18 protein-coding genes are annotated in these 20,791 nt (G+C 35.9%); 4 read left to right on the plus strand and 14 right to left on the minus strand.

Translation table 11 applies throughout. The annotated features are described in order from the left end of the window. Positions 1 to 16 precede the first annotated feature (16 nt). A complete protein-coding gene (locus NSS71_RS14450) occupies positions 17 to 1,663 on the plus strand; it encodes a PucR family transcriptional regulator (RefSeq protein WP_047944896.1) in 1,647 nt (548 codons plus the stop codon). 151 nt (positions 1,664 to 1,814) lie between these two features. Further along, positions 1,815 to 3,146: a nucleobase:cation symporter-2 family protein gene (locus tag NSS71_RS14455; protein ID WP_445668935.1), complete on the plus strand. Its 1,332-nt coding sequence runs from the start codon at positions 1,815 to 1,817 to the stop codon at positions 3,144 to 3,146. A gap of 45 nt (positions 3,147 to 3,191) precedes the next feature. On the opposite strand, the gene NSS71_RS14460 is transcribed toward NSS71_RS14455, so the two are convergent. From NSS71_RS14460 to NSS71_RS14470, 4 genes are all read right to left on the minus strand, one after another. After that, complete coding sequence (locus NSS71_RS14460; RefSeq protein WP_341151780.1) at positions 3,192 to 4,427, minus strand: NAD(P)-dependent malic enzyme; 1,236 nt, start codon at positions 4,425 to 4,427, stop codon at positions 3,192 to 3,194. Positions 4,428 to 4,657: 230 nt separating this feature from the next. Beyond that, positions 4,658 to 5,344, minus strand: a complete 687-nt coding sequence (rpiA, locus tag NSS71_RS14465) for a ribose-5-phosphate isomerase RpiA (RefSeq protein WP_047944890.1) — start codon at positions 5,342 to 5,344, stop codon at positions 4,658 to 4,660. A 206-nt stretch (positions 5,345 to 5,550) separates the two neighbouring features. Then, the gene (locus tag NSS71_RS25715; protein WP_445668943.1) at positions 5,551 to 5,730 is read right to left on the minus strand and encodes a hypothetical protein; all 180 of its coding nucleotides are present in this window, start codon (positions 5,728 to 5,730) and stop codon (positions 5,551 to 5,553) included. 36 nt (positions 5,731 to 5,766) lie between these two features. Next, positions 5,767 to 5,937, minus strand: a complete 171-nt coding sequence (locus NSS71_RS14470) for a DUF1657 domain-containing protein (RefSeq protein WP_082138459.1) — start codon at positions 5,935 to 5,937, stop codon at positions 5,767 to 5,769. Positions 5,938 to 6,228: 291 nt separating this feature from the next. Here NSS71_RS14470 and NSS71_RS14475 point away from each other — a divergent pair, with 291 nt between their 5' ends. Then, on the plus strand, positions 6,229 to 6,450 hold the full coding sequence (locus NSS71_RS14475; RefSeq protein ID WP_321198338.1) for a hypothetical protein: 222 nt from the start codon (positions 6,229 to 6,231) through the stop codon (positions 6,448 to 6,450). Between the two features lie 108 nt (positions 6,451 to 6,558). Here NSS71_RS14475 and zupT read toward each other — a convergent pair whose 3' ends face one another. The 5 genes from zupT to NSS71_RS14500 form a co-directional block, all read right to left on the minus strand. Beyond that, a complete protein-coding gene (gene zupT / locus NSS71_RS14480) occupies positions 6,559 to 7,368 on the minus strand; it encodes a zinc transporter ZupT (protein ID WP_047944888.1) in 810 nt (269 codons plus the stop codon). A 284-nt stretch (positions 7,369 to 7,652) separates the two neighbouring features. Next, on the minus strand, positions 7,653 to 7,874 hold the full coding sequence (locus tag NSS71_RS14485) for a hypothetical protein (protein ID WP_061800391.1): 222 nt from the start codon (positions 7,872 to 7,874) through the stop codon (positions 7,653 to 7,655). Positions 7,875 to 8,060: 186 nt separating this feature from the next. Further along, positions 8,061 to 9,578, minus strand: a complete 1,518-nt coding sequence (locus NSS71_RS14490) for a flavocytochrome c (RefSeq protein WP_144546290.1) — start codon at positions 9,576 to 9,578, stop codon at positions 8,061 to 8,063. A 193-nt stretch (positions 9,579 to 9,771) separates the two neighbouring features. Then, a complete protein-coding gene (locus tag NSS71_RS14495) occupies positions 9,772 to 10,197 on the minus strand; it encodes a MaoC family dehydratase (protein WP_047944884.1) in 426 nt (141 codons plus the stop codon). An 89-nt stretch (positions 10,198 to 10,286) separates the two neighbouring features. Further along, a complete protein-coding gene (locus tag NSS71_RS14500; protein WP_341151781.1) occupies positions 10,287 to 10,697 on the minus strand; it encodes a MerR family transcriptional regulator in 411 nt (136 codons plus the stop codon). Positions 10,698 to 10,926: 229 nt separating this feature from the next. Here NSS71_RS14500 and NSS71_RS14505 point away from each other — a divergent pair, with 229 nt between their 5' ends. Continuing rightward, positions 10,927 to 11,967 (plus strand): NAD(P)-dependent alcohol dehydrogenase, encoded by a 1,041-nt coding sequence (locus NSS71_RS14505; protein ID WP_251688309.1) that lies wholly within the window; start codon positions 10,927 to 10,929, stop codon positions 11,965 to 11,967. A 116-nt stretch (positions 11,968 to 12,083) separates the two neighbouring features. On the opposite strand, the gene cydC is transcribed toward NSS71_RS14505, so the two are convergent. The 5 genes from cydC to NSS71_RS14530 all read right to left on the minus strand — a co-directional run bounded on the left by cydC (position 12,084) and on the right by NSS71_RS14530 (position 20,758). Beyond that, on the minus strand, positions 12,084 to 13,802 hold the full coding sequence (cydC, locus tag NSS71_RS14510) for a thiol reductant ABC exporter subunit CydC (protein WP_251688307.1): 1,719 nt from the start codon (positions 13,800 to 13,802) through the stop codon (positions 12,084 to 12,086). Continuing rightward, positions 13,802 to 15,532, minus strand: coding sequence for a thiol reductant ABC exporter subunit CydD (gene cydD / locus NSS71_RS14515; protein ID WP_251688305.1), 1,731 nt, complete (start codon positions 15,530 to 15,532; stop codon positions 13,802 to 13,804). The genes cydC and cydD overlap by 1 nt, the downstream gene beginning before the upstream one ends. Before the next feature lie 15 nt (positions 15,533 to 15,547). Then, positions 15,548 to 16,561: a cytochrome d ubiquinol oxidase subunit II gene (locus NSS71_RS14520; RefSeq protein ID WP_047944877.1), complete on the minus strand. Its 1,014-nt coding sequence runs from the start codon at positions 16,559 to 16,561 to the stop codon at positions 15,548 to 15,550. Next, entirely contained in the window at positions 16,558 to 17,910 is a 1,353-nt protein-coding gene (locus NSS71_RS14525; protein ID WP_095258551.1) for a cytochrome ubiquinol oxidase subunit I, read from the minus strand. Before NSS71_RS14525 ends, NSS71_RS14520 begins: the two co-directional genes overlap by 4 nt. Positions 17,911 to 18,607: 697 nt before the next feature. Further along, positions 18,608 to 20,758 (minus strand): NACHT domain-containing protein, encoded by a 2,151-nt coding sequence (locus tag NSS71_RS14530; protein WP_169189097.1) that lies wholly within the window; start codon positions 20,756 to 20,758, stop codon positions 18,608 to 18,610. Between the last annotated feature and the right edge of the window lie 33 nt (positions 20,759 to 20,791).

Below are 20,791 nucleotides of genomic sequence, written 5' to 3' on the forward strand. Positions count from 1 at the left end.
TTTAGGAGGGATACATTTGAAATTAGCAGAGATATTACAAAAACCTGCCTTTAAAGAGGTGCAAGTAATTGCAGGTCACAAGGGATTAAATAAAGACATAAAGCATATTACCATGATGGATGCACCTGATATCGTCGACTTCTTAAACCCGAACGATTTATTAGTCACTACTGCCTATCATCTTAAAGATAATCCTGGTGTTCTGCTCTCCTTAATAAAAAGTATGCATAAAAGAGATTGTACAGCCTTAGGAATTAAGTCCAAGAGATTTTTAGGACATATACCACAAGAGGCGATTCAATTCGCTGATGAAATAGGATTTCCCCTATTAGAAATACCTTTAGAAACTTCACTAGGGGAAATCGTTAATGCTTCTTTAAACTATATGTTGAGTCAAAGAACAGCAGAGTTAACCACTGCCTTTGAAACTCATCGAAAATTTACGCAGCATATTCTGAAAGGGAAAGGGATAAAAAGGCTTATTGATGACTTATCTCAAATGATTAACAAGCCGATTGTTTTACTGGATGCCCATTTCCAATTACACACTTCTTCTCATAATCGAACATCCATCGATAACTTTTTTAGCTCTCTCCATGCAAAAGGATTTGAATTTTTATTAGCTAACGCACCTTATTCATGTTTTTCGAGTAGAAATACAGAAGAAGTGTTTACCATTTTCCCCATTTATACTCATATGAGAAAACCAGCTTTTTTAGTTGTTCTGGGAGAAATCCCCATGAAAGATCACAGCTTACTTCTTACGATTGAACAGGCAACTAATGTGCTTTCTTTTGAGCTAATGAGGGAAAATACAGTGAAGCAATATACTAGAAGAGCAAGAAATGACTTCTTCGCTCACTTTATGGAAGGAAAGTTTAGCTTTGCTGAGGAAATCGAAAGCAGAGCTAAAGAATTTTTCTTAAAAAAAGAACAGGCTTCCATCGCAATAATTGGCAAATTGGATAGCGGCGATCAATATAAATCTTTCACACAGCATTCTGTTGAGGTAGATTATGTATATGAATTTATCGAAACAGAAATAAAAAAGGCACCTTTCGCTTCTCAGCTTTTTCTTATACAAGACCATTGTATTATTATCATGGAAGTTACCCATTCCTCTTATGAGCTAGACAAAACTATTCTTCCTTATTTACAAAATATCCAAACCTATCTTGCGAACACATTTAAAACAAGTATCTCATTCGGTATCAGCAATGTTTATCAGCGTCTGTTAAATTTACCCAATGCTTATCAGGAGGCGCTTAGTGCTTTACATACTGGACAGCTTTCTGGAAACACGCCTTTTATCCAGATACATCGACCAAAGGATGCCTTTGAAATGTTAAGAATCATTCCAACAAAGGATCTGCAGGAATTTTATGACCATATCTTCCATTCTTTTTCTAACAGTCACCAGCAAGAAGAAGAACAAATATTACTCCATACATTATCTGTTTACTTAGAGACCCATTGCCAAATCTCTGAGACGGCGAAACGCCTTTATGTACATCGTAATACAGTAATTTATCGCTTAGAAAAATGTGAGGATCTCTTAGGAAAAAGTCTTAAGGATCCAGAGACTACCTTCCACCTTCGTTTTGCTTTTCGGATTAAATCGATTTTAAAAATGAATGAAAGAAAAAAACAAATACAAATCTAAAAAGTTTCTTTAACGTCTTAGATATATAATCTATACTTTCTAAATATTTTGTATAATGTAACCAATGACTTCTTTCTTCTCACTGCTTATGATGTTAATTAACATAACAATATGTGTTAATTAAATGGCACAAGGAGAAGGAGTGTTCATATTGCCTCAAAATAACGAAAAGGGATTACAAATTTTTTCTTTAGGTCTTCAACATGTTCTTGCTATGTATGCTGGTGCTATCCTTGTTCCACTATTAGTTGGAAGAGCATTGAATTTAACAACCGAACAACTAGCTTATCTTGTTGCAATTGATCTTTTAACATGTGGAATTGCGACATTGCTCCAAGCCTGGAAAAACCAATATTTAGGCATTGGCTTACCAGTTGTACTAGGTAGTTCATTCGTTGCGGTTACTCCGATGATTTCGATCGGAACAAATTATGGAGTCACTGCTATTTATGGAGCCATTATTATTACAGGAATTTTTATGATTATTTGTGCTCCCTTTTTCAGCAAAATTACCAAGCTTTTTCCTCCAGTTGTAATTGGAACAGTTGTAACTATTATCGGTTTATCTCTTATCCCATCCGGTATTAAAAATATGGGTGGAGGAGCAACAAGCAAAGACTTTGGCTCCATTGAAAATTTGATTTTGGCATTCGGTGTCCTATTATTCATTCTTTTGTTTAACCGGTTTACAAAAGGATTTATACAATCATTGTCCGTCCTAATTGGAATTATTGCTGGTACTATCATTGCTGCTGTTCTTGGTAAGGTGAACCTTACCCCAGTAAGAGAAGCTAGTTGGTTCCATTTTCCTGAACTATTTTATTTTGGGACACCCAGCTTTGAAGTTGGGCCAATTCTTACTATGTTAATTGTCGGTTTAGTTATTGTGATTGAATCAACTGGTGTCTTTTTCGCACTAAGTAAAATAACGGAGACTCCACTAAGTGAAAAGGATTTAACGCGTGGGTATCGTGCCGAGGGTTTAGCCATTACTATAGGTGGACTATTTAATGCTTTTCCCTATAATACCTTTGCTCAAAACGTCGGTCTTGTTCAGCTATCAAAAGTCAAAACAGTAAATGTCGTGATTGCAGCAGGAGGAATTCTTGTTTTTTTAGGCTTCATTCCTAAGGTTGCGGCTTTTGCCACTATTATTCCGACACCAGTATTAGGCGGAGCAACCGTTGTTATGTTTGGAATGGTTGTTGCTTCTGGCATCAGAATGCTGAGCAAAGTTGATTTTACCAATCAGGCTAACTTGTTAATCATGGCTTGCTCTATTTCTGTCGGTTTAGGAGCAACAGCAGTTCCAAATTTATTTGACCAGCTACCTTCCGCCTTAAGAATCATTGTAAGTGATGGGATTATCACAGGAAGTCTGGCTGCCATTTTATTAAATCTTCTTTTTAATGTTAAAACAAGTAAGAAAAGCTCTAATGCCTCTCTCTTGAGCAAACAAATAGGCGAAACACATACATTGTAAACAAAAAGAGGCTGCCATTTGGCTCGAGCCTCTTTCTCTCTCTCTTTATTGTTTATCAATAATCGTCGCTTTCATGGTTTTCAGCCTTACATCTTCTGGATTAACTTGAATTCTTGCTACATTTGTTTCCATTGCTGCTTTTGCCACAGCTGAAGCAACAGCGGGAGCAACTCTAGGATCAAAGGGACTTGGAATTACATAATCTTCATTCAACTCGGCATCCGCAACTAATCCTGCAATCGCTTCTGCTGCTGCTTTTTTCATTTCTTCATTAATAGTGGTCGCACGAACATCTAAAGCACCACGAAAAATACCTGGAAAGGCCAATACATTATTAACTTGGTTCGGAAAATCTGATCTTCCTGTTCCAACTATGATGGCGCCCGCTTCTTTCGCATGTGCAGGACTTATTTCTGGTACTGGATTTGCCAGTGCAAAGATGATCGCATCCTTATTCATTGTCTGTACCATTTCTTTCGTTAAAGTGTCTGCTACAGAAACGCCAATAAATACATCTGCTCCTACCAAAACATCTCTCAGTGTACCTATCGTCAACTTAGCATTCGTATATGCTGCTATAGATTCTTTCGCTGGATTCATCCCAGCTTTCCTGCCAGCAAAGATCGCCCCTTTTGTGTCACATATAATCATATTAGTTACACCATAAGAGTTGAAAAGCTTGGTAATAGCAATACCTGAAGCGCCAGCACCATTTATTACTATTTTCAAATCCTTCATTTCTTTCTTTACAATCTTAAGGGCGTTCAGAAGTCCTGCCAAAGCTACGATTGCTGTACCATGCTGGTCATCATGATAAACAGGAATGGCTAATTCTTGATTTAATCTTTCTTCAATCTCAAAACACTGCGGAGCAGCAATGTCTTCAAGGTGGATGGCGCCAAAAGTAGGAGCCATTAGTTTAACTGCTTCTACTATCTTGTCTACATCTGTTGAATTTAAAGCAATTGGGAAGGCATCTACTCCTGCAAAACTTTTAAGCAATATTGCTTTCCCTTCCATTACTGGCAATGATGCCTCAGCACCAATATTCCCCAAACCGAGTACGGATGTACCATTAGTGATAAGTCCCACCATATTGCCCTTCATGGTAAAGTCATAGACAGTTTCCGGGTTTTCAAAAATTTCTTTACATGGTTCTGCTACTCCTGGAGAATAAGCTAAACTTAAATCTTGGGCATTTTTCACTTCCACTTTTGCATGGATTTCCAATTTCCCTTGTTTGACTTGATGCATATGTAAAGCATCTTCTCGTAAAGACATTCTATCTCTCCCTTATTTCTGTAACATGATTGCATCCTTCCATTGGATGCATTTCTTAGATAAGGATTCCCTTACCTATCTACGATAATATAACGTAGAAACAAAAAAAGAAACGCTTTCAAGCAAAAATAAAGATATCTTTAAAACAGCTCCAAAGCATTTCCATAAACCGCCATTATCCTTCCGTTACAAGGGAACTTATTCTACATAAATCCCCTATATCTAAAGCATTATCTGTTCTTGTGCTCCACGCTAATTTGATCTTGCTCATTTATTGAAATTAATACGTCTACCATATTAATAAAAAGGCCATTCTCTACTACCCCTACTATATTATTCAAGTCTTGATGTAATTGAGTGGGGTTTTGGATAGTAGGAAAGGAACAATCTATAATATAATTTCCGTTATCTGTTACGAAGAGCTCGCCATCTTTCTGCCGTATTGCTGTTTTGCAGCCGAATTTTTGAATAGCTTTCTCTGTATGTTCACAGCCAAAAGGTACGACTTCAATAGGCAGAGGGAATTTCCCCAATGATTGCACTTTCTTACTTCCATCAGCAACTACAATAAAGGTTTTAGCAGCATTAGCAATTATTTTCTCACGCAATAATGCTCCGCCTCCCCCTTTTATTGCAAAGAAGTTATCATCAATTTCATCCGCTCCATCAATAGCAATGTCTAATTGCTCCACTTCATTTATATCAACCAGCTGAATTCCACATTCACTGGCTAACTTTTCTGTAGCCTTTGACGTTGCTACACCTTTTAATTCCATCCCTTCCTTAATCATTTCTCCCATTTTTTTTATCACATAATAGGCAGTAGTTCCCGTGCCTAGTCCCACTGTCATCCCATCTTTCACAAATTGAACGACCGCTGCTTCTCCGACTATTACTTTTTCATCCTGTCTTTCCATTCTGTTCACCTACACACTTTTATTGTATTCATCCAAATAGTTATCCTCCTTCTATAATAGATGATAACGCCTTCTCTTTCATCTATTTTCCTTAGAATTTTCTCCTAAATATACTTTTACTTTATTTTTCATTTGTACCATTTTATCTGCATTCTTCCTATAGATCGCTTTTGCAGCTGTGTTATCCGTTTACAAGGAGTACAATTCTACGGTCTTTCTTGCGGCTCTGCCAGTTCCATCTTATCATCATATATATCAATCGTAAGTTCCCCATAGGAATTGACCCGTCCTAGAAAAACGTTCTCAAGTGTTACATCTAGCTTATCTAATTCCGTCTGCAGCCATGAAGCGGTCTTTTCTATTTTCGTTAAAGACTCATAAACAATTTTGCCATCATTTGCTGTGCTTTTTCCCTTTTATATTTAATACACTTGCAACTGAATTTCATGTTTCATTTCACTAACTAACACCATCGCTTCATGAAAAGCTTTCTGGGCCTCTTCCTCCCTGGAATGAAGTGCTAAGACAGATAGCTGGGATTCAATTCCTTTTAGACTTGCTAAGGTTTGCTTCCCTTCTGATGCAATAATCATATTTTCCTCCATAAAAGAAGCCATTATATATTTTTTTGAAGAGAAGTTATTCCGCTAGAAAGCTTTTTGATTTCTGTAGAATATATTTCTACATCGATTTTCAAACTTGCATGAATGGATGACAGTTATGCTGTCCGAATTCTTTCTTGTTCCTTTTTATATGATTTCATTTCCTTTCTTTGTTATTCCTCAAAAAAATGCCAATTTGCAGAGTCATATTTCTTATGGCTTTCATTTGAAACTTTTTTGCGCGTTTATCGTATTAATTACTAAACGATACAAGGGAGTTATATGATGATTGTTATTGTGATTGTATTAGCTATATTCTTGATTTCCTTAGCTGGAATTATCACGGATCATTTAGAAAAAAGGACTAAGCTCAACAGAGCAATCCTAAAAGATCAATTAGAGCTTGAACGATTAAAACATGAGAATTTTTTATTGGAAACAGAAAAATTGAAAGTAGAAGTGGAAAAAATGGAGAAGGAAAACAACTTATTAGAGAGGAAGTAATGATGAATCCTATTAAGACGAAAACCGGAGTACACTTCCTTTTCGGGTGCGTGTACTCCGGCTGAATCAATCCTGTTCTATTAAAGACATTGACTATATGATTTTTCATTATATAAACAATAACAAACTTACTGCCATCACAGCCATTCCTGCTATCAGGCCGTATATGGATAAGTGGCCTTCGTCGTATTTTTTAGCTGCTGGCAGTAATTCATCTAAAGAAATGAATACCATGATTCCTGCTACTGCTGCAAATATGAGACCGAACATAACATCATTTAAAAATGGCATTAAGATGAGAAAAGCAACTAATGCACCAACAGGCTCCGCTAATCCTGATAAAAACGAAAGTTTAAACGCCTTTTTTCGATCACCTGTTGCAAAGTAAATGGGTACCGCCACCGCAATCCCCTCTGGAATATTATGTATGGCGATGGCAACAGTGATTGCTACCCCAAGTCCTGGATCTTGTAAAGCTGCGGTAAAGGTTGCAATTCCTTCTGGAAAGTTATGAATAGCGATTGCCAATGCTGTAAAACTTCCCATCTTTAATAAAGAATGATCCGTCCTTTTTAGATTGGATTTATTAATTTCCTCTACTTTCTTTAATTCATGTGGGTTTCCTTGCTCTGGAACAAATTTATCAATCAATGCAATAAGTAAAATTCCGCCAAAAAATCCCGCCACCGTAAGCCAATTCCCTGTTTGTACTCCCAATGATCCGACTAATGCATCCTTCGCCTTCACAAAAATTTCAATCATCGATACATAAATCATTACTCCTGCTGAAAAGCCAAGCATCCAAGAGAGAAACTTTGTGTTTGTAGTGGATGTAAAAAAGGCAAGTATACTTCCTATCCCAGTAGCAAGGCCAGCTAATAATGTTAAACCAAAGGCAATTAATAAATTTTCGGGCATTTAAATCCCCCTTTATCTTCCAAAATATTTCTGCATTTTTTCATTTATATAAAATTTATATCTTAATTAAAAAAAGTTTCACTCAGGAAAAATTTTAACTAAATTCCAAATATTCGTCAATCTATAACATTAAGTATTATAGGTAAATTATTTTATCTCCAAGCTTTTCTTCCTACCTTTTTATCCTTCTTCCCCTAACCATTAACATCACTTAATACATTTATACGCAAAAAAATCACTTTCTTTCCTTCCTTTTTGTTTTTTCGAAACTTGCTTCATTCTTTCTAAGTAATAGTCTTATTTTTATTGTTCATCCCTTTATACACTCTTTTTACTCCTTCCGTAATAATAGTACTTCCTATTAAATCAATAAGGAGATTGCCATTAATCATTTTAACTAAATAATAAGACAAAGTACCGATTCCCATATCCAGCATTAAAAATTTTTTCAATTGCGAAAATTCTACAACCACAATCATTAACTCTTTTCTTCTAGTTTCTTTCATTTTCCGCATCTCCCCTTTGCATTTAGCGTATGAAAGCAAGAGATTGTCCGATGTCCTTAATTAATTTCAGGCGATAATCTTAATGGCAAAATAAAAAGTCCAAATCAAAAGTGATTTGAACCTTTTACCTATCTATCAGCCTAATATACTACTGAAACTAAAATTGAACTTTCACAGTAATATCGATTATTTTGCCTTTACATATTCAGCAGACTTCACACCAGCCTGACGACCAAAGATAATTATTTCTGCAACAGAATTACCGCCAATTCTATTTTCTCCGTGAAGTCCACCGGTAACTTCCCCTGCTGCAAATAAGCCTGGGATTGGTGCTCCTTCTTTATTAAGGACTTCTGTGTTTGTATTAATTTTTACTCCCCCCATTGTATAATGGATACCTGGGGCAATTTTAATAGCATAGAATGGAGCTGAAGATAAATCATTGTCTATTCCTGTTGTTCTTCCGAAAGCTTGATCATCCTTATTCTTAACGGCACTATTCCATGTTTCTAGCGTTGAAGTTAACTCGTCAGCAGAAACATTCATCTTTTCTGCTAGAGCCTCGACTGTTTCTCCTTCTAATACAAATCCCATTTTTTTATACTGATCAGTAGCTTTTACACGAGATTTCACCCCAGCATCAAACACTAAAAATGCCGCTTTTTCTGGAAGCTCATTGATTGCCGCAGTAACTTTATCACGCGTGTCTAATTCGTTTGTAAATCTTTTTCCTTCTGCAGAGACCATTATCCCACCTTCTCCACGAACCGCTTCTCCTATTAAATAGGATTCATCTTGCTGTACAGTTGGATGGACTTGGATTTGATCTAAATCAACGGTTGTCCCACCTAATTTTTCAATCATTTTAATTCCGTCACCTGTACTACCAGCTTGGTTTGTTGTCACATAGTCCCCTAAATCACTTCTTACTTCTTTAATCATTTCCATATTGGCGCCGAATCCACCAGTAGTGATAACAACGGCTTTTGCAGCAATTGCTTTTTCATCTGTTTGATTGAATAATACACGGACACCATTTACATTCCCGTCTTTTTCTGTTATTTCTTTCACATCTGCATTAACGAATAGTGGTATATCCTTTTCTTGCACATTTTTCAGTAATCCATCTACAATATACTGCCCAACTGCTGAGCCATCTTCAGGACGATGTGTACGTTTTTCGCTCATTCCTCCTGTAATCGTTAAATTATTCAAACGGATACCAATGGAATCTAACCAATCAATAGCACTCGCTGAATGATCAACAAAGAATCGTAACATCTCTTTATTATTCGTTCCATGACCACCCTTTAATGTCTCTTCATAAAAACTATCATTATTATCCTTAATGCCTTGCTCTTTCTGAAATTTTGTTTCTGAAGCATTCATTCCAGAAGAAGCCTTTGTTGTATTTCCTCCTGCAACCGGCATTTTTTCAAGGATAACCGGATTTAATCCTTTGGCCTTCGCTTCCAATGCAGCAGTCATTCCAGCTCCGCCAGCACCAACAATGATAATATCATAGCTCTCTTTAAGTTCTTCATATGGCGTATAACTAGTTTTTGATGCTCCTGATACCGCTTCTGCTTCCTTATCCTTTTTTTCTTGCTTTTGCGTGTTACTTGCTTTGTCGTTTCCACAACCAACAAGGACAAGCACTAGGGAAAAAACTAAGATAAGCATAGATGTTATTCTTTTTTTCATCTTATTACCTCCATATAGCACCTACTCTATTCATTACTCCGGTACTTTCATCTACCAAAGTATAGCATCAAAAACATAGTTTGTGCATAAGTTCACAAAAAGTTAAAAATTCATTTACCTGTTACAATTAGGTATATCAAAAAGGCTGCCGATACTCTTACAAAAAGCATATCGACAGCCTAATTTCATCTTTTTATCGTTTTATTAATACAGATAATTCTCCTGCAAATACTTGCTCTTCTTTATCATTGTACGTCTTAAGCAATACAGTAAGAATACCGGTAGCACTTTTATTAGCTTTTTTTTCAAGAACTTTTACAATCGTATACAACTTATCACCGGGATATACAGGCCTAATAAATTGTATATTGTTCATCCCGGTACCGGCAATAACATCCTCACCATATTTCTCTTCTTCGACCCATAGTTTAAAGGAAATAGCTAAAGTATGAATACCTGAAGCAATTATGCCATTAAATCTTCCTTCTTTCGCCTTCGCTTCATTTACATGCAAATATTGCGGGTCAAATTCGCCTGCAAACTTTATAATCTCTTCTTTCGTTAATGTAAGCGCCTTTGTCCGAAAAATTTGTCCGATTGTAAATTCATCTAGTTTCATCGTTACTTACCTCTTCTTCTAATAAATACTATTTTTTCTCTAAACCAACGTACTGGATTCACAATTAATAATGATTATACTAATTTTTATCAATTGAAATTACTGATCTTATTCTTTTTATGAATATCTTCTGTCCCTGCTTCGATAGCTTTCCTATAATAATTGCATTTATGATTAACAACTTCCATGGTCTGTTTCAACTCTTCTATCTGTGCTTCTACTGCAGCTTTTCGTTCCAGGAACATCTCATATCTTTGCTGTAAAGTGGAATCCCCTTCCGAACACCAAGCGATAAAATCTTTTATCTCCTTAATCGGCATTCCTGTTGCTTTTAAACATTGAATAACTTTTAATGCCTCTATATCTGATTCTTTAAACAATCTGTTTCCATTAGCATCACGAGTTACAAGAGGCATCAGTCCTTCCTTGTCATAGTATCGTAAAGCATATATAGTAAGATTTAATTTTTTGGCTGCTTCACTGATCGAATATGTTTTCATTCGCTTTCCCCTTTCCACCTACGGATCAAGATTTTGCATTAACTCTGTGATTTAAGCAGAATCCTATCATGACAGATGACCCCTGTCAAAGATTTACGAAGAAAGAACTATTTATATAACTATTGATACTTTTCACTTGCCCTAGAGTTAACTATAGGGGCTATGCTAATTTTGTAAGGAAAAAAGAGAAGGAACTTTTTTCTACTATCAAATTATTGGAGGTTTTAGAATGATTTCAGCTAAAGCAAGAGCAGTATATGGTGCAGATAAACCATTTCAAGCAACCGAAATTAAAAGACGTGACCTAGATTTACACGATGTTCTCATAGAAATTAAGTATGCAGGCATTTGTCATTCAGACATCCACACAGCTCATGGAGAATGGGGACCTGTTAATTATCCTCTTGTACCAGGGCATGAAATTGCAGGAATTGTTACAGAAATCGGACCGGAAGTAACGAAGTATAAAATCGGCGATCGTGTGGGTGTCGGATGTATGGTGGACTCATGTGGAGAATGCGAGAACTGCCTAAAGGGGGAAGAACAATACTGTCTTAAAGGTAATATTCCTACATATGCTGGAGTAGACAAATACGGAGAGCCTACACAAGGCGGCTATTCAACCCATATTGTTGTAACAGAGGAGTTCGTAGTAGGAATCCCTGATAACATCGAACTGGATGCTGCGGCACCATTACTATGTGCAGGTATCACCACTTACTCTCCATTAAATCGCTGGGGAGCTGGTCCAGGTAAAAAAGTAGCGATTGTCGGAATGGGTGGTCTTGGCCATATGGCTGTTAAGATTGCACATGCAATGGGAGCAGAGGTAACGGTCCTGTCTCAATCATTAAAGAAAAAAGAGGATGGTTTAGAATTTGGAGCGGATCATTATTACGCTACAAATGATCCAGAGACATTTGAAAAACTTGCTGGCTCCTTTGATTTAATTCTTAACACTGTAAGTGCAAAAATCAATCTTGATGCGTATTTTTCTTTACTTACCCTTGACGGTACGATGGTAAATGTCGGTGCTCCTGGGGAACCATTGTCATTAAATGTGATGTCATTGATTGGACACCGCCGTTCCTTTGCCGGTTCCCTGATTGGAGGCATTCGGGAGACACAGGAAATGCTGGATTTCTGCGCGAAGCACGATATTGTACCAAAAATAGAAGTAATTTCCGCAGACCAAATTGATGAGGCTTATGAGCGTGTCTTAGCTTCTGATGTAAAATATCGTTTCGTTATTGATACGAGTACTATGTAGCAGATGAAAAAGTGGGGGAGTGGATATTACCCGCAGACTGAATCCTATAGTATTCAATCTGCTAATTCCCCCTCATCTTTACAAAGTTTCAAAACAAATAACTTTTCATTTTTTCCTTAAAGCAAGCTTTCTTCTAGTACCTTCATTTGATAAAAATAACCTTTCTTTTCCATTAAATCCTTATAAGAACCGTACTCCATAATTTCGCCATGATTCATTACAATAATTTGATCCATAGACTCTAAACCTTTTAAGCGATGGCTGACCATAATAAATGTATCCTGATCGGCATCTTTAAAAATTTCTTTGTAAATAGTTTGTTCTGTCTGTGCATCAAGTGATGAGGTTGGCTCATCTAATAACCATAGATGTCCTTTTTTCAAAAATGCTCTAGCAAGTGCTAAGCGTTGTTTTTCTCCGCCTGAAAGATTTTCTCCTTTTTCTAACACGCGATGATCTAGGGAAAAATGTTCTAGCTGCACCTTTGCTAATGCTGCTTCCATTTGTGTGTCATTAAGTTCTGATGCTGCTAATTGAAGATTTTCACGAATCGTTCCATAAAAGTAATAATTCTCCTGCAAGACAACTTTCGTTTGTTCCCATATAGCCTCAGAAGATACAGACGATGTGTCCAAATCTCCCCAATAAATCTTTCCGGCATCAACTTCTTGCAGCTTTAAAATCAGCTGAAGGACAGTGGATTTTCCAGAGCCACTGGCACCGACAATTGCCGTCTTTGACCTAGCTGGTATCGTAAATGATATGTTAGGAATCGTGCTGCGCCAATCCCCCATGTAAGTGAATTGTACATCTTTAAATTCTAATGACGGCGGGAGACTAGATAACTTATTAATATCAGGATCACTATGATTCTTTGTATAACTAGGATCTTCTACCACTTCATATAAGCGTCTTGATGCATCTCTACTTTCTTGCATATAAATAGGAAATACAGCCATTGACGCTGCAGACTCGAAGACAGTTAAAGAAATCATAACAAGCATTGCTAAAAATATCCCTTCAAGCATGCCATTCGCAACTAAATAGGCTCCAACTCCTATGACAAACCAACTTGTAACCAACGTGATAAAACCATTAAATGATTGACTCGATACTTTATTTAAATTTTCTCGTTTTTGTTCATTAATATACGATTCAGAACGATTTAATAGCTGCTGTTGTTTATGTGGTAATTGATGGAACAGCTTTAATTCACGAAACCCATACATCATCTCTGTAATATGGGTGGATAAATCACCACGCTCCTGCCTAACTTTCCCTTTAATGTTGACTTGCTTTAAGGAAAATAGTGCTGGAATGATAATCGTCGTCAGGAAAAAACCAAGTAATAGAATCAGCGCAATGGCGATGGAATAAAAACTAGTAAATAAGATCGTGCTGACAAAAACAAGTAAGAGCACAAGCGGTGGGTAAAACACTCTTAAAAAGAAATTTTGCAAACTTTCTACATCTCCAACTACACGCGCAAGCAGGTCCCCGCTTCTATATTTATGAAATATTTGCGGAATAAGCGGCGTCAATTTTTCAAAGAAAGCCACTCGCAAATTACTTAAAATCGTAAAAGTAGCTCGATGTGATGAAAGGCGCTCTCCATATTTTGCTCCTGCTTTCACAAGACCAAGTAACTTAACGGTTGAAGTTAGTATAATTAAAGTATAGAAGGGAGGAATTAATGCAGACTTAGATATAAGATAACCACTTGCAGCAAATAAGCCGACACTGCTAATTCCAGCAATAAAACCACATACTACAGCTACGCTAATGTCTTTTTTCTCTATTAACATTAATCTCATTATTTTCTGCAGTGCACTCATTATTGTTCCCTCCCTTTTTGAATCATTACTAACTCCTTATATGCAGGTGAAATTTCTAATAATGATTCATGTGTCCCAACAGCCTGGAGTCTCCCATTTTCTAAAAAAAGAATTTGGTCGGCATTTTTGATCGTATGCAAACGATGGGCAACGGTAATCACCGTAGCTGTCTCCTTTAATTTTTGAATCGACTGCTGCAATATTTTTTCAGTAGCTAAATCAAGCCCGCGCGTTGGTTCATCCAACAATACAATGTGAGGCTTTTTAAGAAAAGCACGTGCTATCGAAACTCTTTGTTTTTCACCGCTAGAAAGCCCTCTGCCAGCTTCGCCAATTCGAGTATCAAAGCCATGTTCTAATGAAGCAACTAGCGGTGCAATTCCCGCTAATTGTGCTGCCTTTTTAATTGCTTCCATCCCAACTTTCTCTGTCGTTCCCATCGCAATATTCTCGCCAATCGTTCCTGAAAAAATATAAGGAGTTTGCGATATATAAGAAATCCTTTCTAACCAAGCGGCTTCTGCAAATTTAGTGAGTGCTTCTTGATTAATATAAATCGTCCCTTTTTCAGGAGTAATCATACCTGCTAATAAGTGAAGCAAGGTTGTCTTTCCAGCACCACTTGCGCCTACAATGGCAATTTGCTGGTTAGGTAAAAAAGTTGCTGTGATCGACTCTAATCGGAAATTAGTATTCGTATAAGCAAAGTCAACTTGATGAAGCTCAATCGTTGGGGGCACTTTCCACTTAGGAAAGGTTTGTTTTCCCCATAAAGTAGGTTCATCTTCCTCTTCAAACACCTCTAATACCTTTTGTGCAGCTCCCATGCTGCTTCTGCCATTATGAAACGTTACACCCAGTTCTTTTAGGGACGTATAAAATTCTGGAACCAATATTAAGATCAAAAAAGCCGTGAAAAAAGAAATACTTTTATAAATAATTAATTGAATAGCAAGTTCTAAAGCCACAATTCCAATACTTAGCATCGATATAAGTTCAAGTGCAAAGGATTGTGTAAAAGCAATCTTCAATATTTCTAGTGTTGTATCACGAAAGCTTAAACTACTTTTTTCTAATTCTCCTTTTTGCCGATTTGTTTGAGCAAATAGTTTTAAAGTTACTAGCCCTTGTAAAGTTTCTAAAAACTTACCGGAAAAAGAAGCTAGTTTTTCCAGCTTCTCCTCCGATTTTTTTTGGGTTCTGATTCCAATTACGATCATATAAATTGGAATAAACGGGGCAGAAACCATTAAAATAATCCCTGAATTTACATGCTGAGTAAGAATAACCAGCAGCATTAAAAGCGGTACAAATGTACTCTGCATAACCTGTGGAATAAACTGGCTATAAAAACTATCCATCTCATCCACACCATCAAGTAGCATACTTACTTTTTCGCCTGTCTGTCCTTTTTCATTCAGCTGGACAGAATTAGCAGTATATTTTGCCAATAAATTCTTACGTGTTTCCCCTTTTACCTTGCTCGCAATCGAAACACCAATCCGTTTACTTATATAATCGGTACTAGACCTTACAAATAGGATAACAAGCAGCAGCATCAACCACGGTATAATCGCTGAAAACGACTGTTTTTTTAGGAAAACACCGTCGACAATGGACGTCATCACATAGGCCTGGGCAACAATTGCAAGCCCTAGTATCAAGGTTAGTCCAAATAACCAATAAATCTTTTTCTTATGCATCCAAACTGTTTTCTTTATATTTTGCATAATGATTCCGCCTTCTTATTTTTTTCCCTTGGCATAATCTGCATCAAATAAAAACAGGCGCATCAATAAGATTAGGGACGGAATTAGCAGTAAGAGTCCCCCTATGAAGGCAATGATAAGCGCCATTGCCATGGATGGATTTGTGGCACTATCCTCAATATTGATGTATGGATAGAGCAAATAAGGATATTTAGCCATTCCGTATCCGAAAAAGGCAAAGAGAAACTGCAGCATAATGGCAATAAAAGCAATCCCATAATTCCTGCCTATATATAATAGACCAATCCCAATAATAAAAAAGCCCATTGATAAGCCAAATATCCACCATAAATCCAGCATATTTTCGTAATTAACTTGGTTTCTCTGACTTAAAGCAATCATCGTTGTCAACGCCATAATAATGGTTGGCGTTGCCCAGAATAATGCCCATTTACGTACTAACTGAAGTGCAGCTATATCTTTTGCCCTTGATGCATAATAAGTAATAAAGCTTGCACTAATAAATAGAACAGATACAATCGCCAGCGCAACAATACTCCAAGCTAACGGGCTCGTAAATAATTCGAAATACTTTAACGAAACTTGGCCGTTGTGTTCAGAAATATATCCTCCTTCTGATATCGTTAAAGCGACCGATAATGAAGCTGGGATAAATAGGCCTGTCGCTCCATATAGAAACATATAAACATTACTTTGCTTAGAACCATAGTTTTCAAAAGCATAAAAGGAACCCCGAATAGCTAGCAAAACGATCGCAAAACTTGCAGGTACCAGCAATGCGGAGCCATAATAATAGGCTGAAGAAGGAAAGAAACCAACAATACCTACAAAAAAGAAAACTAAAAATACATTTGTTACTTCCCATACTGGTGATAGGTAACGCGAAATGATTTGATTAATGATATGGTCTTGCTTGGTAATCTTTGCATAATATGCAAAAAATCCTGCGCCAAAGTCAATCGATGCTACAATTAGATAACCGTACAAGAACAACCATAGTACCGTAATCCCGATTACCTCATAACTCATTTTTCAATCCCCTCTTTCCATTCAGGGTAATTCTTTTCTAACTCCAATTCTGCTGGATTATCTTTAAATAATTTTCGTAAAGTGATCGTAAATAGAGTGCCAAGGACTATATACAGTGCTAGAAATAGAAAAAACATATGCAGAATATAAGGAGATGATGTAGCTGCCTCGTCTACAGTCATATATCCTCTTACTATCCATGGCTGTCTTCCCAACTCTGCAAAAACCCACCCAAGTTCTACAGCTAACATTGCTAATGGCCCACTTATTGCGATTAACCATAGCATTAATCTACTATGCTGATTCCAGCGTTTAAACCTAGCTAATACAATATATATAAACGAAATTCCTAAAAGGAAGAATCCAATAGATACCATCGAATCAAATAAATAATGGATAACCAATGGCGGTCTTTCTCCTTCTGGTGTAACTTCTAACCCCGTTACTTCGCTTGTAAAATCACCATGTGCTAAAAAGCTTAAAAAGCCAGGTACTCGAATCGCTCCCACGACCTCATTCTCATCATTCAACCATCCAAATAGAAGGAGATCTGCATTCTCTTCTGATTCAAACAGCCATTCTGCAGCAGCTAACTTTTCCGTCTGATGTTTCGCTAAATATTTGGCTGATACATCCCCTGCTAATGCTGTAATCACGGAAAAGACAAACATAGCGATAACCGTCATCTTTAATGCTTTTTTATGATATTCCCGTGCACCTTTATTTCGCAATAACGCAATCGCAGCAATCGTTGCTAATATAGCTGCTACCGTCAAATAAGAACCTCCTAAGACGTGAAAAATTCTAGTCGGCGATGATGGGTTTAACATTGCTTTTAACGGATTAACCGCAGCAAATTCTCCATCAACCATGCTAAATCCATTTGGCGAATTCATAAAAGAATTTACTGTCGTTATAAAAACCGCAGACATCCCTGCACCGATTACAACTGGTAATGTTAATAGCCAATGCGTATATTTTCCTTTAAAGCGATCCCAAGTATATAAATAAATTCCTAAGAAAATAGCTTCAAAGAAAAACGCAAATACTTCCATAAATAGCGGCAGTGCTATGACATTACCTGCAAGCTGCATAAAATTGGGCCATACTAAAGATAGCTGTAAGGCAATGGCTGTTCCTGTCACTACTCCAATTGCAACCGTTATCACAAATCCTCTAGACCATCTTTTGGCTAGCAATTCATAGTGCTTATCTTGCTTTCTAATACCGATGAATTCAGCAATAGAAATAAACAATGGTACTCCGACCCCTAAGGTAGCAAAGATAATGTGAAAGGTAAGGGTCATTGCTGTAATCATTCTGCTAATGGTGACTGTATCAAACTCCATGTTTCTCCCTCCTGTTTTTCTTAGTGAAATATTGAGCAAGTTTAAGCTATATTTTTAACTATTTTGGAATTTAATACACAGGTACTATCTATACTTCTTTATTAATACCCAAATTATTAAGTACTTATGTACTTATCCAAAATATACGAATACTAATATTAACACTACGTTTATAATGTTAACATAGAAGAATAAATTAATATGTGTACACTTTTAGAAGGATTTTTTTCCCATTTTCCCAGTGGCATTTTTACATAAAAAAGAACCAACTCCATTTTAGAATTGGTTCTTGCTGGCTTATTTATTTTCTTCTACTTGAAATGGTTAGTAAAATTAATTTGCTTGAACATTCAGCAGGCGGTACACTTTTTGTTATTTTTCATAATCTTTCGGAATGCAATCTTGCTAAAGCGCCTATTTTTTTATTGTTTTCTTCATAATTATCAGGAACGGTCATTTTAATAGATAAATACTAATTATTTTTTCATATTTAATCGGAAAAAATATTTTGTTTTCTATTAGAAATAATATATTAGCTACAGAACTACAAAGAATATAAAGGTGGCTATGCAGGAGGAAGAGCAACTTTTGGGGCAAAAATAATTCAAAAAAGCTACACAAATGATAAAATAATCAAAATGTGTAACTTTAAATTTGGGTGTAAATTTTAGGATTTTAATTAACTCTCTATATAATACTAATCAACCCAATTTATTGATTTCAAGTCTTGCTCTAGCCATTTATAAATAATGTCAGTTATTGGTGTATCCTCGAATATATCTAATACTTGACCAGTACGAGTCACACTTAACCACATACAATCATCTCGACGATATTCTTTAATTTTTTTACCAATTTCATAGATAATATTATCATCAAGATGAAAATCATCTGAATCTTCTTTTGTAAATTGGATATCTAAAATAAAATCTTTATAATCTGACGGCAAAGGTTCTAAGTGCCAATTTAATCCCGGACCCGCAGAGAATCCATCTGTTTCTTTAGGTGCTTGTAAATCTCCTTTTAGAGTAAAAGGATAAAGTACAAACTTCCTTAACCTATTTTTTAATAATGGGAAGAATGTTTCAACAATCTCTTTATATCCAATAATCACTTCTTTATAAATTTTTACAGTTCTTATATATAGCTGTTCATCGGAGTAGGCACTCCATACCCAATCGTCTTTAGGATTTTCAATATCCTCCCCAGGTATCGGACATTCTACAACATTAATACCTTTAATCTCTAAATTTGCAATGTAATCCTTATACAATGACATTGGAACTCGTTTTTTATTTACATTTATATCTGAAATATTCTGATATTCTTTTTCAATTCTAGATTTTATTTCATTTATACTGATACTTTTGGTGTATAAAGAGCCTTTCCTGACTATTTTTAAGGAAGTGCTCCACATTAATTCTTTATAAATTATCTCTGTACAGATGGGCAATGCCTTATTTTTAATTATTTTTGTTAATTTACCCCTTAATTCCTCGAATGTCCATCTCCAATACCAACTTGATCTATCACCTGGTCTAGCTCCTTTATAACTTAGCCAGTCATATTCAATCTTATTTCCATCTAGGATATTGATTTCAGGCAGTTTTTTTCTTCCCCTATACCAAGATATATATAACCATTCGTCATCTTTCATTATTCCAATAGGTAGGATAGTTCGATTCATATCCACTGGTGCAATAATATCAGCTAAGATGCCTAAAGATTTTATCCAAGAACTCATGGTCATTCTAATTTTTTCTCCACATTCTTGTGTTGATAAAGAGGTTATATCATTATGAATTCCCCATTTTTTTATACTTTCCTCTATTAGTACTGAAGCAAAACCTGGTACCTTTTCTACAATTTCGCGAAGAATATTGTCAATAGTATCCTCCTTAAATATGGTAATTAGAATAATAAGAGGATATTTCCAGTAATCTAAAGTACCCTTTTCAATTATGTGATTAATATTTATCATATTTTCGGATAACGACTTAGCAGCAAACCATTGATTCAATATCGGAAGAACAAATGATATGTAACCATTTTCTTCAATAATCAAACCACTGTTTAAGAGACTCCTAACTTCGACAATGTCACCTATTTCAGTCTTTTTAACAGGAACATTTCCACTGCTAGTACTTATCATAGCTAAATTCATTAGTAACTGATTTGTATTTGATTCATTTATTTCTACATTTTTAAAGGCGTTTTCTATTAAGTATGCTAGTAGTTCGCCACTGGTATTTGGGATTATATTATTTGTTTTTCTTAAATATAATCCAAGTAAAATCGCGAAAAGAGGACGTTGAATTACTACTTCTATGTCTTTAGGTAGATTGTAAAAATGATAAAGTTTTTGCTGATTGTTGATAAAATTTACTATCTCTAATGCTTCATCTTCATTCAAACCTTTCATTCTTATCTTTTCAGAGATATTAGCAAAAATACTTAATGGTCTGCTTGTAAGGATTATGCAGAGATTATCCCATCTTTCAATAGCTATACGCATATTTTCTAATATATTTGATGCGATTGATACTGATACTTCATCCATTCCATCTACTATAATCCAGTATCTTTTTGATTTATCAAGAACTATTTTTTCTAGATACTTTTGAACGTCAATGTCTAATTGTGCTGCATTTATACATATCGGAATAGGAAAATCAAATTCATTCTCTGCTCTTAATAACAAATCTAAATAAATCTTATCAATAGCAAAAGATTTACCTAGTCCAAACTCACCTTCTATTACTACTAATCGTTTTTCGTCAGTTGGCTTTAAATATTCAAAATTATAGTGTTTATTCTCTAAAAAATATAAAGCTTGTTCTTTATCCAAACCATTTGCCTTAAGTCGTGAAATAGATTTTGC

This window comes from Niallia sp. FSL W8-0951, assembly GCF_038006525.1.
GTDB classification, from domain to species: domain Bacteria; phylum Bacillota; class Bacilli; order Bacillales; family Cytobacillaceae; genus Niallia; species Niallia circulans.

Bases quoted from the DNA above. Each gene is read 5' to 3' on its own strand.
- cydD (WP_251688305.1), bottom strand. From the start codon at position 15,532: ATGCAAAATATAAAGAAAACAGTTTGGATGCATAAGAAAAAGATTTAT.
- zupT (WP_047944888.1), bottom strand. From the start codon at position 7,368: ATGCCCGAAAATTTATTAATTGCCTTTGGTTTAACATTATTAGCTGGC.
- NSS71_RS14525 (WP_095258551.1), bottom strand. From the start codon at position 17,910: ATGGAGTTTGATACAGTCACCATTAGCAGAATGATTACAGCAATGACC.
- NSS71_RS14470 (WP_082138459.1), bottom strand. From the start codon at position 5,937: ATGATTATTGCATCAGAAGGGAAGCAAACCTTAGCAAGTCTAAAAGGA.
- NSS71_RS14490 (WP_144546290.1), bottom strand. From the start codon at position 9,578: ATGAAAAAAAGAATAACATCTATGCTTATCTTAGTTTTTTCCCTAGTG.
- cydC (WP_251688307.1), bottom strand. From the start codon at position 13,802: ATGAGTGCACTGCAGAAAATAATGAGATTAATGTTAATAGAGAAAAAA.
- NSS71_RS14500 (WP_341151781.1), bottom strand. From the start codon at position 10,697: ATGAAAACATATTCGATCAGTGAAGCAGCCAAAAAATTAAATCTTACT.
- rpiA (WP_047944890.1), bottom strand. From the start codon at position 5,344: ATGGAAAGACAGGATGAAAAAGTAATAGTCGGAGAAGCAGCGGTCGTT.
- NSS71_RS14520 (WP_047944877.1), bottom strand. From the start codon at position 16,561: ATGAGTTATGAGGTAATCGGGATTACGGTACTATGGTTGTTCTTGTAC.
- NSS71_RS14475 (WP_321198338.1), top strand. From the start codon at position 6,229: ATGATGATTGTTATTGTGATTGTATTAGCTATATTCTTGATTTCCTTA.
- NSS71_RS14495 (WP_047944884.1), bottom strand. From the start codon at position 10,197: ATGAAACTAGATGAATTTACAATCGGACAAATTTTTCGGACAAAGGCG.
- NSS71_RS14505 (WP_251688309.1), top strand. From the start codon at position 10,927: ATGATTTCAGCTAAAGCAAGAGCAGTATATGGTGCAGATAAACCATTT.
- NSS71_RS14460 (WP_341151780.1), bottom strand. From the start codon at position 4,427: ATGTCTTTACGAGAAGATGCTTTACATATGCATCAAGTCAAACAAGGG.
- NSS71_RS14485 (WP_061800391.1), bottom strand. From the start codon at position 7,874: ATGAAAGAAACTAGAAGAAAAGAGTTAATGATTGTGGTTGTAGAATTT.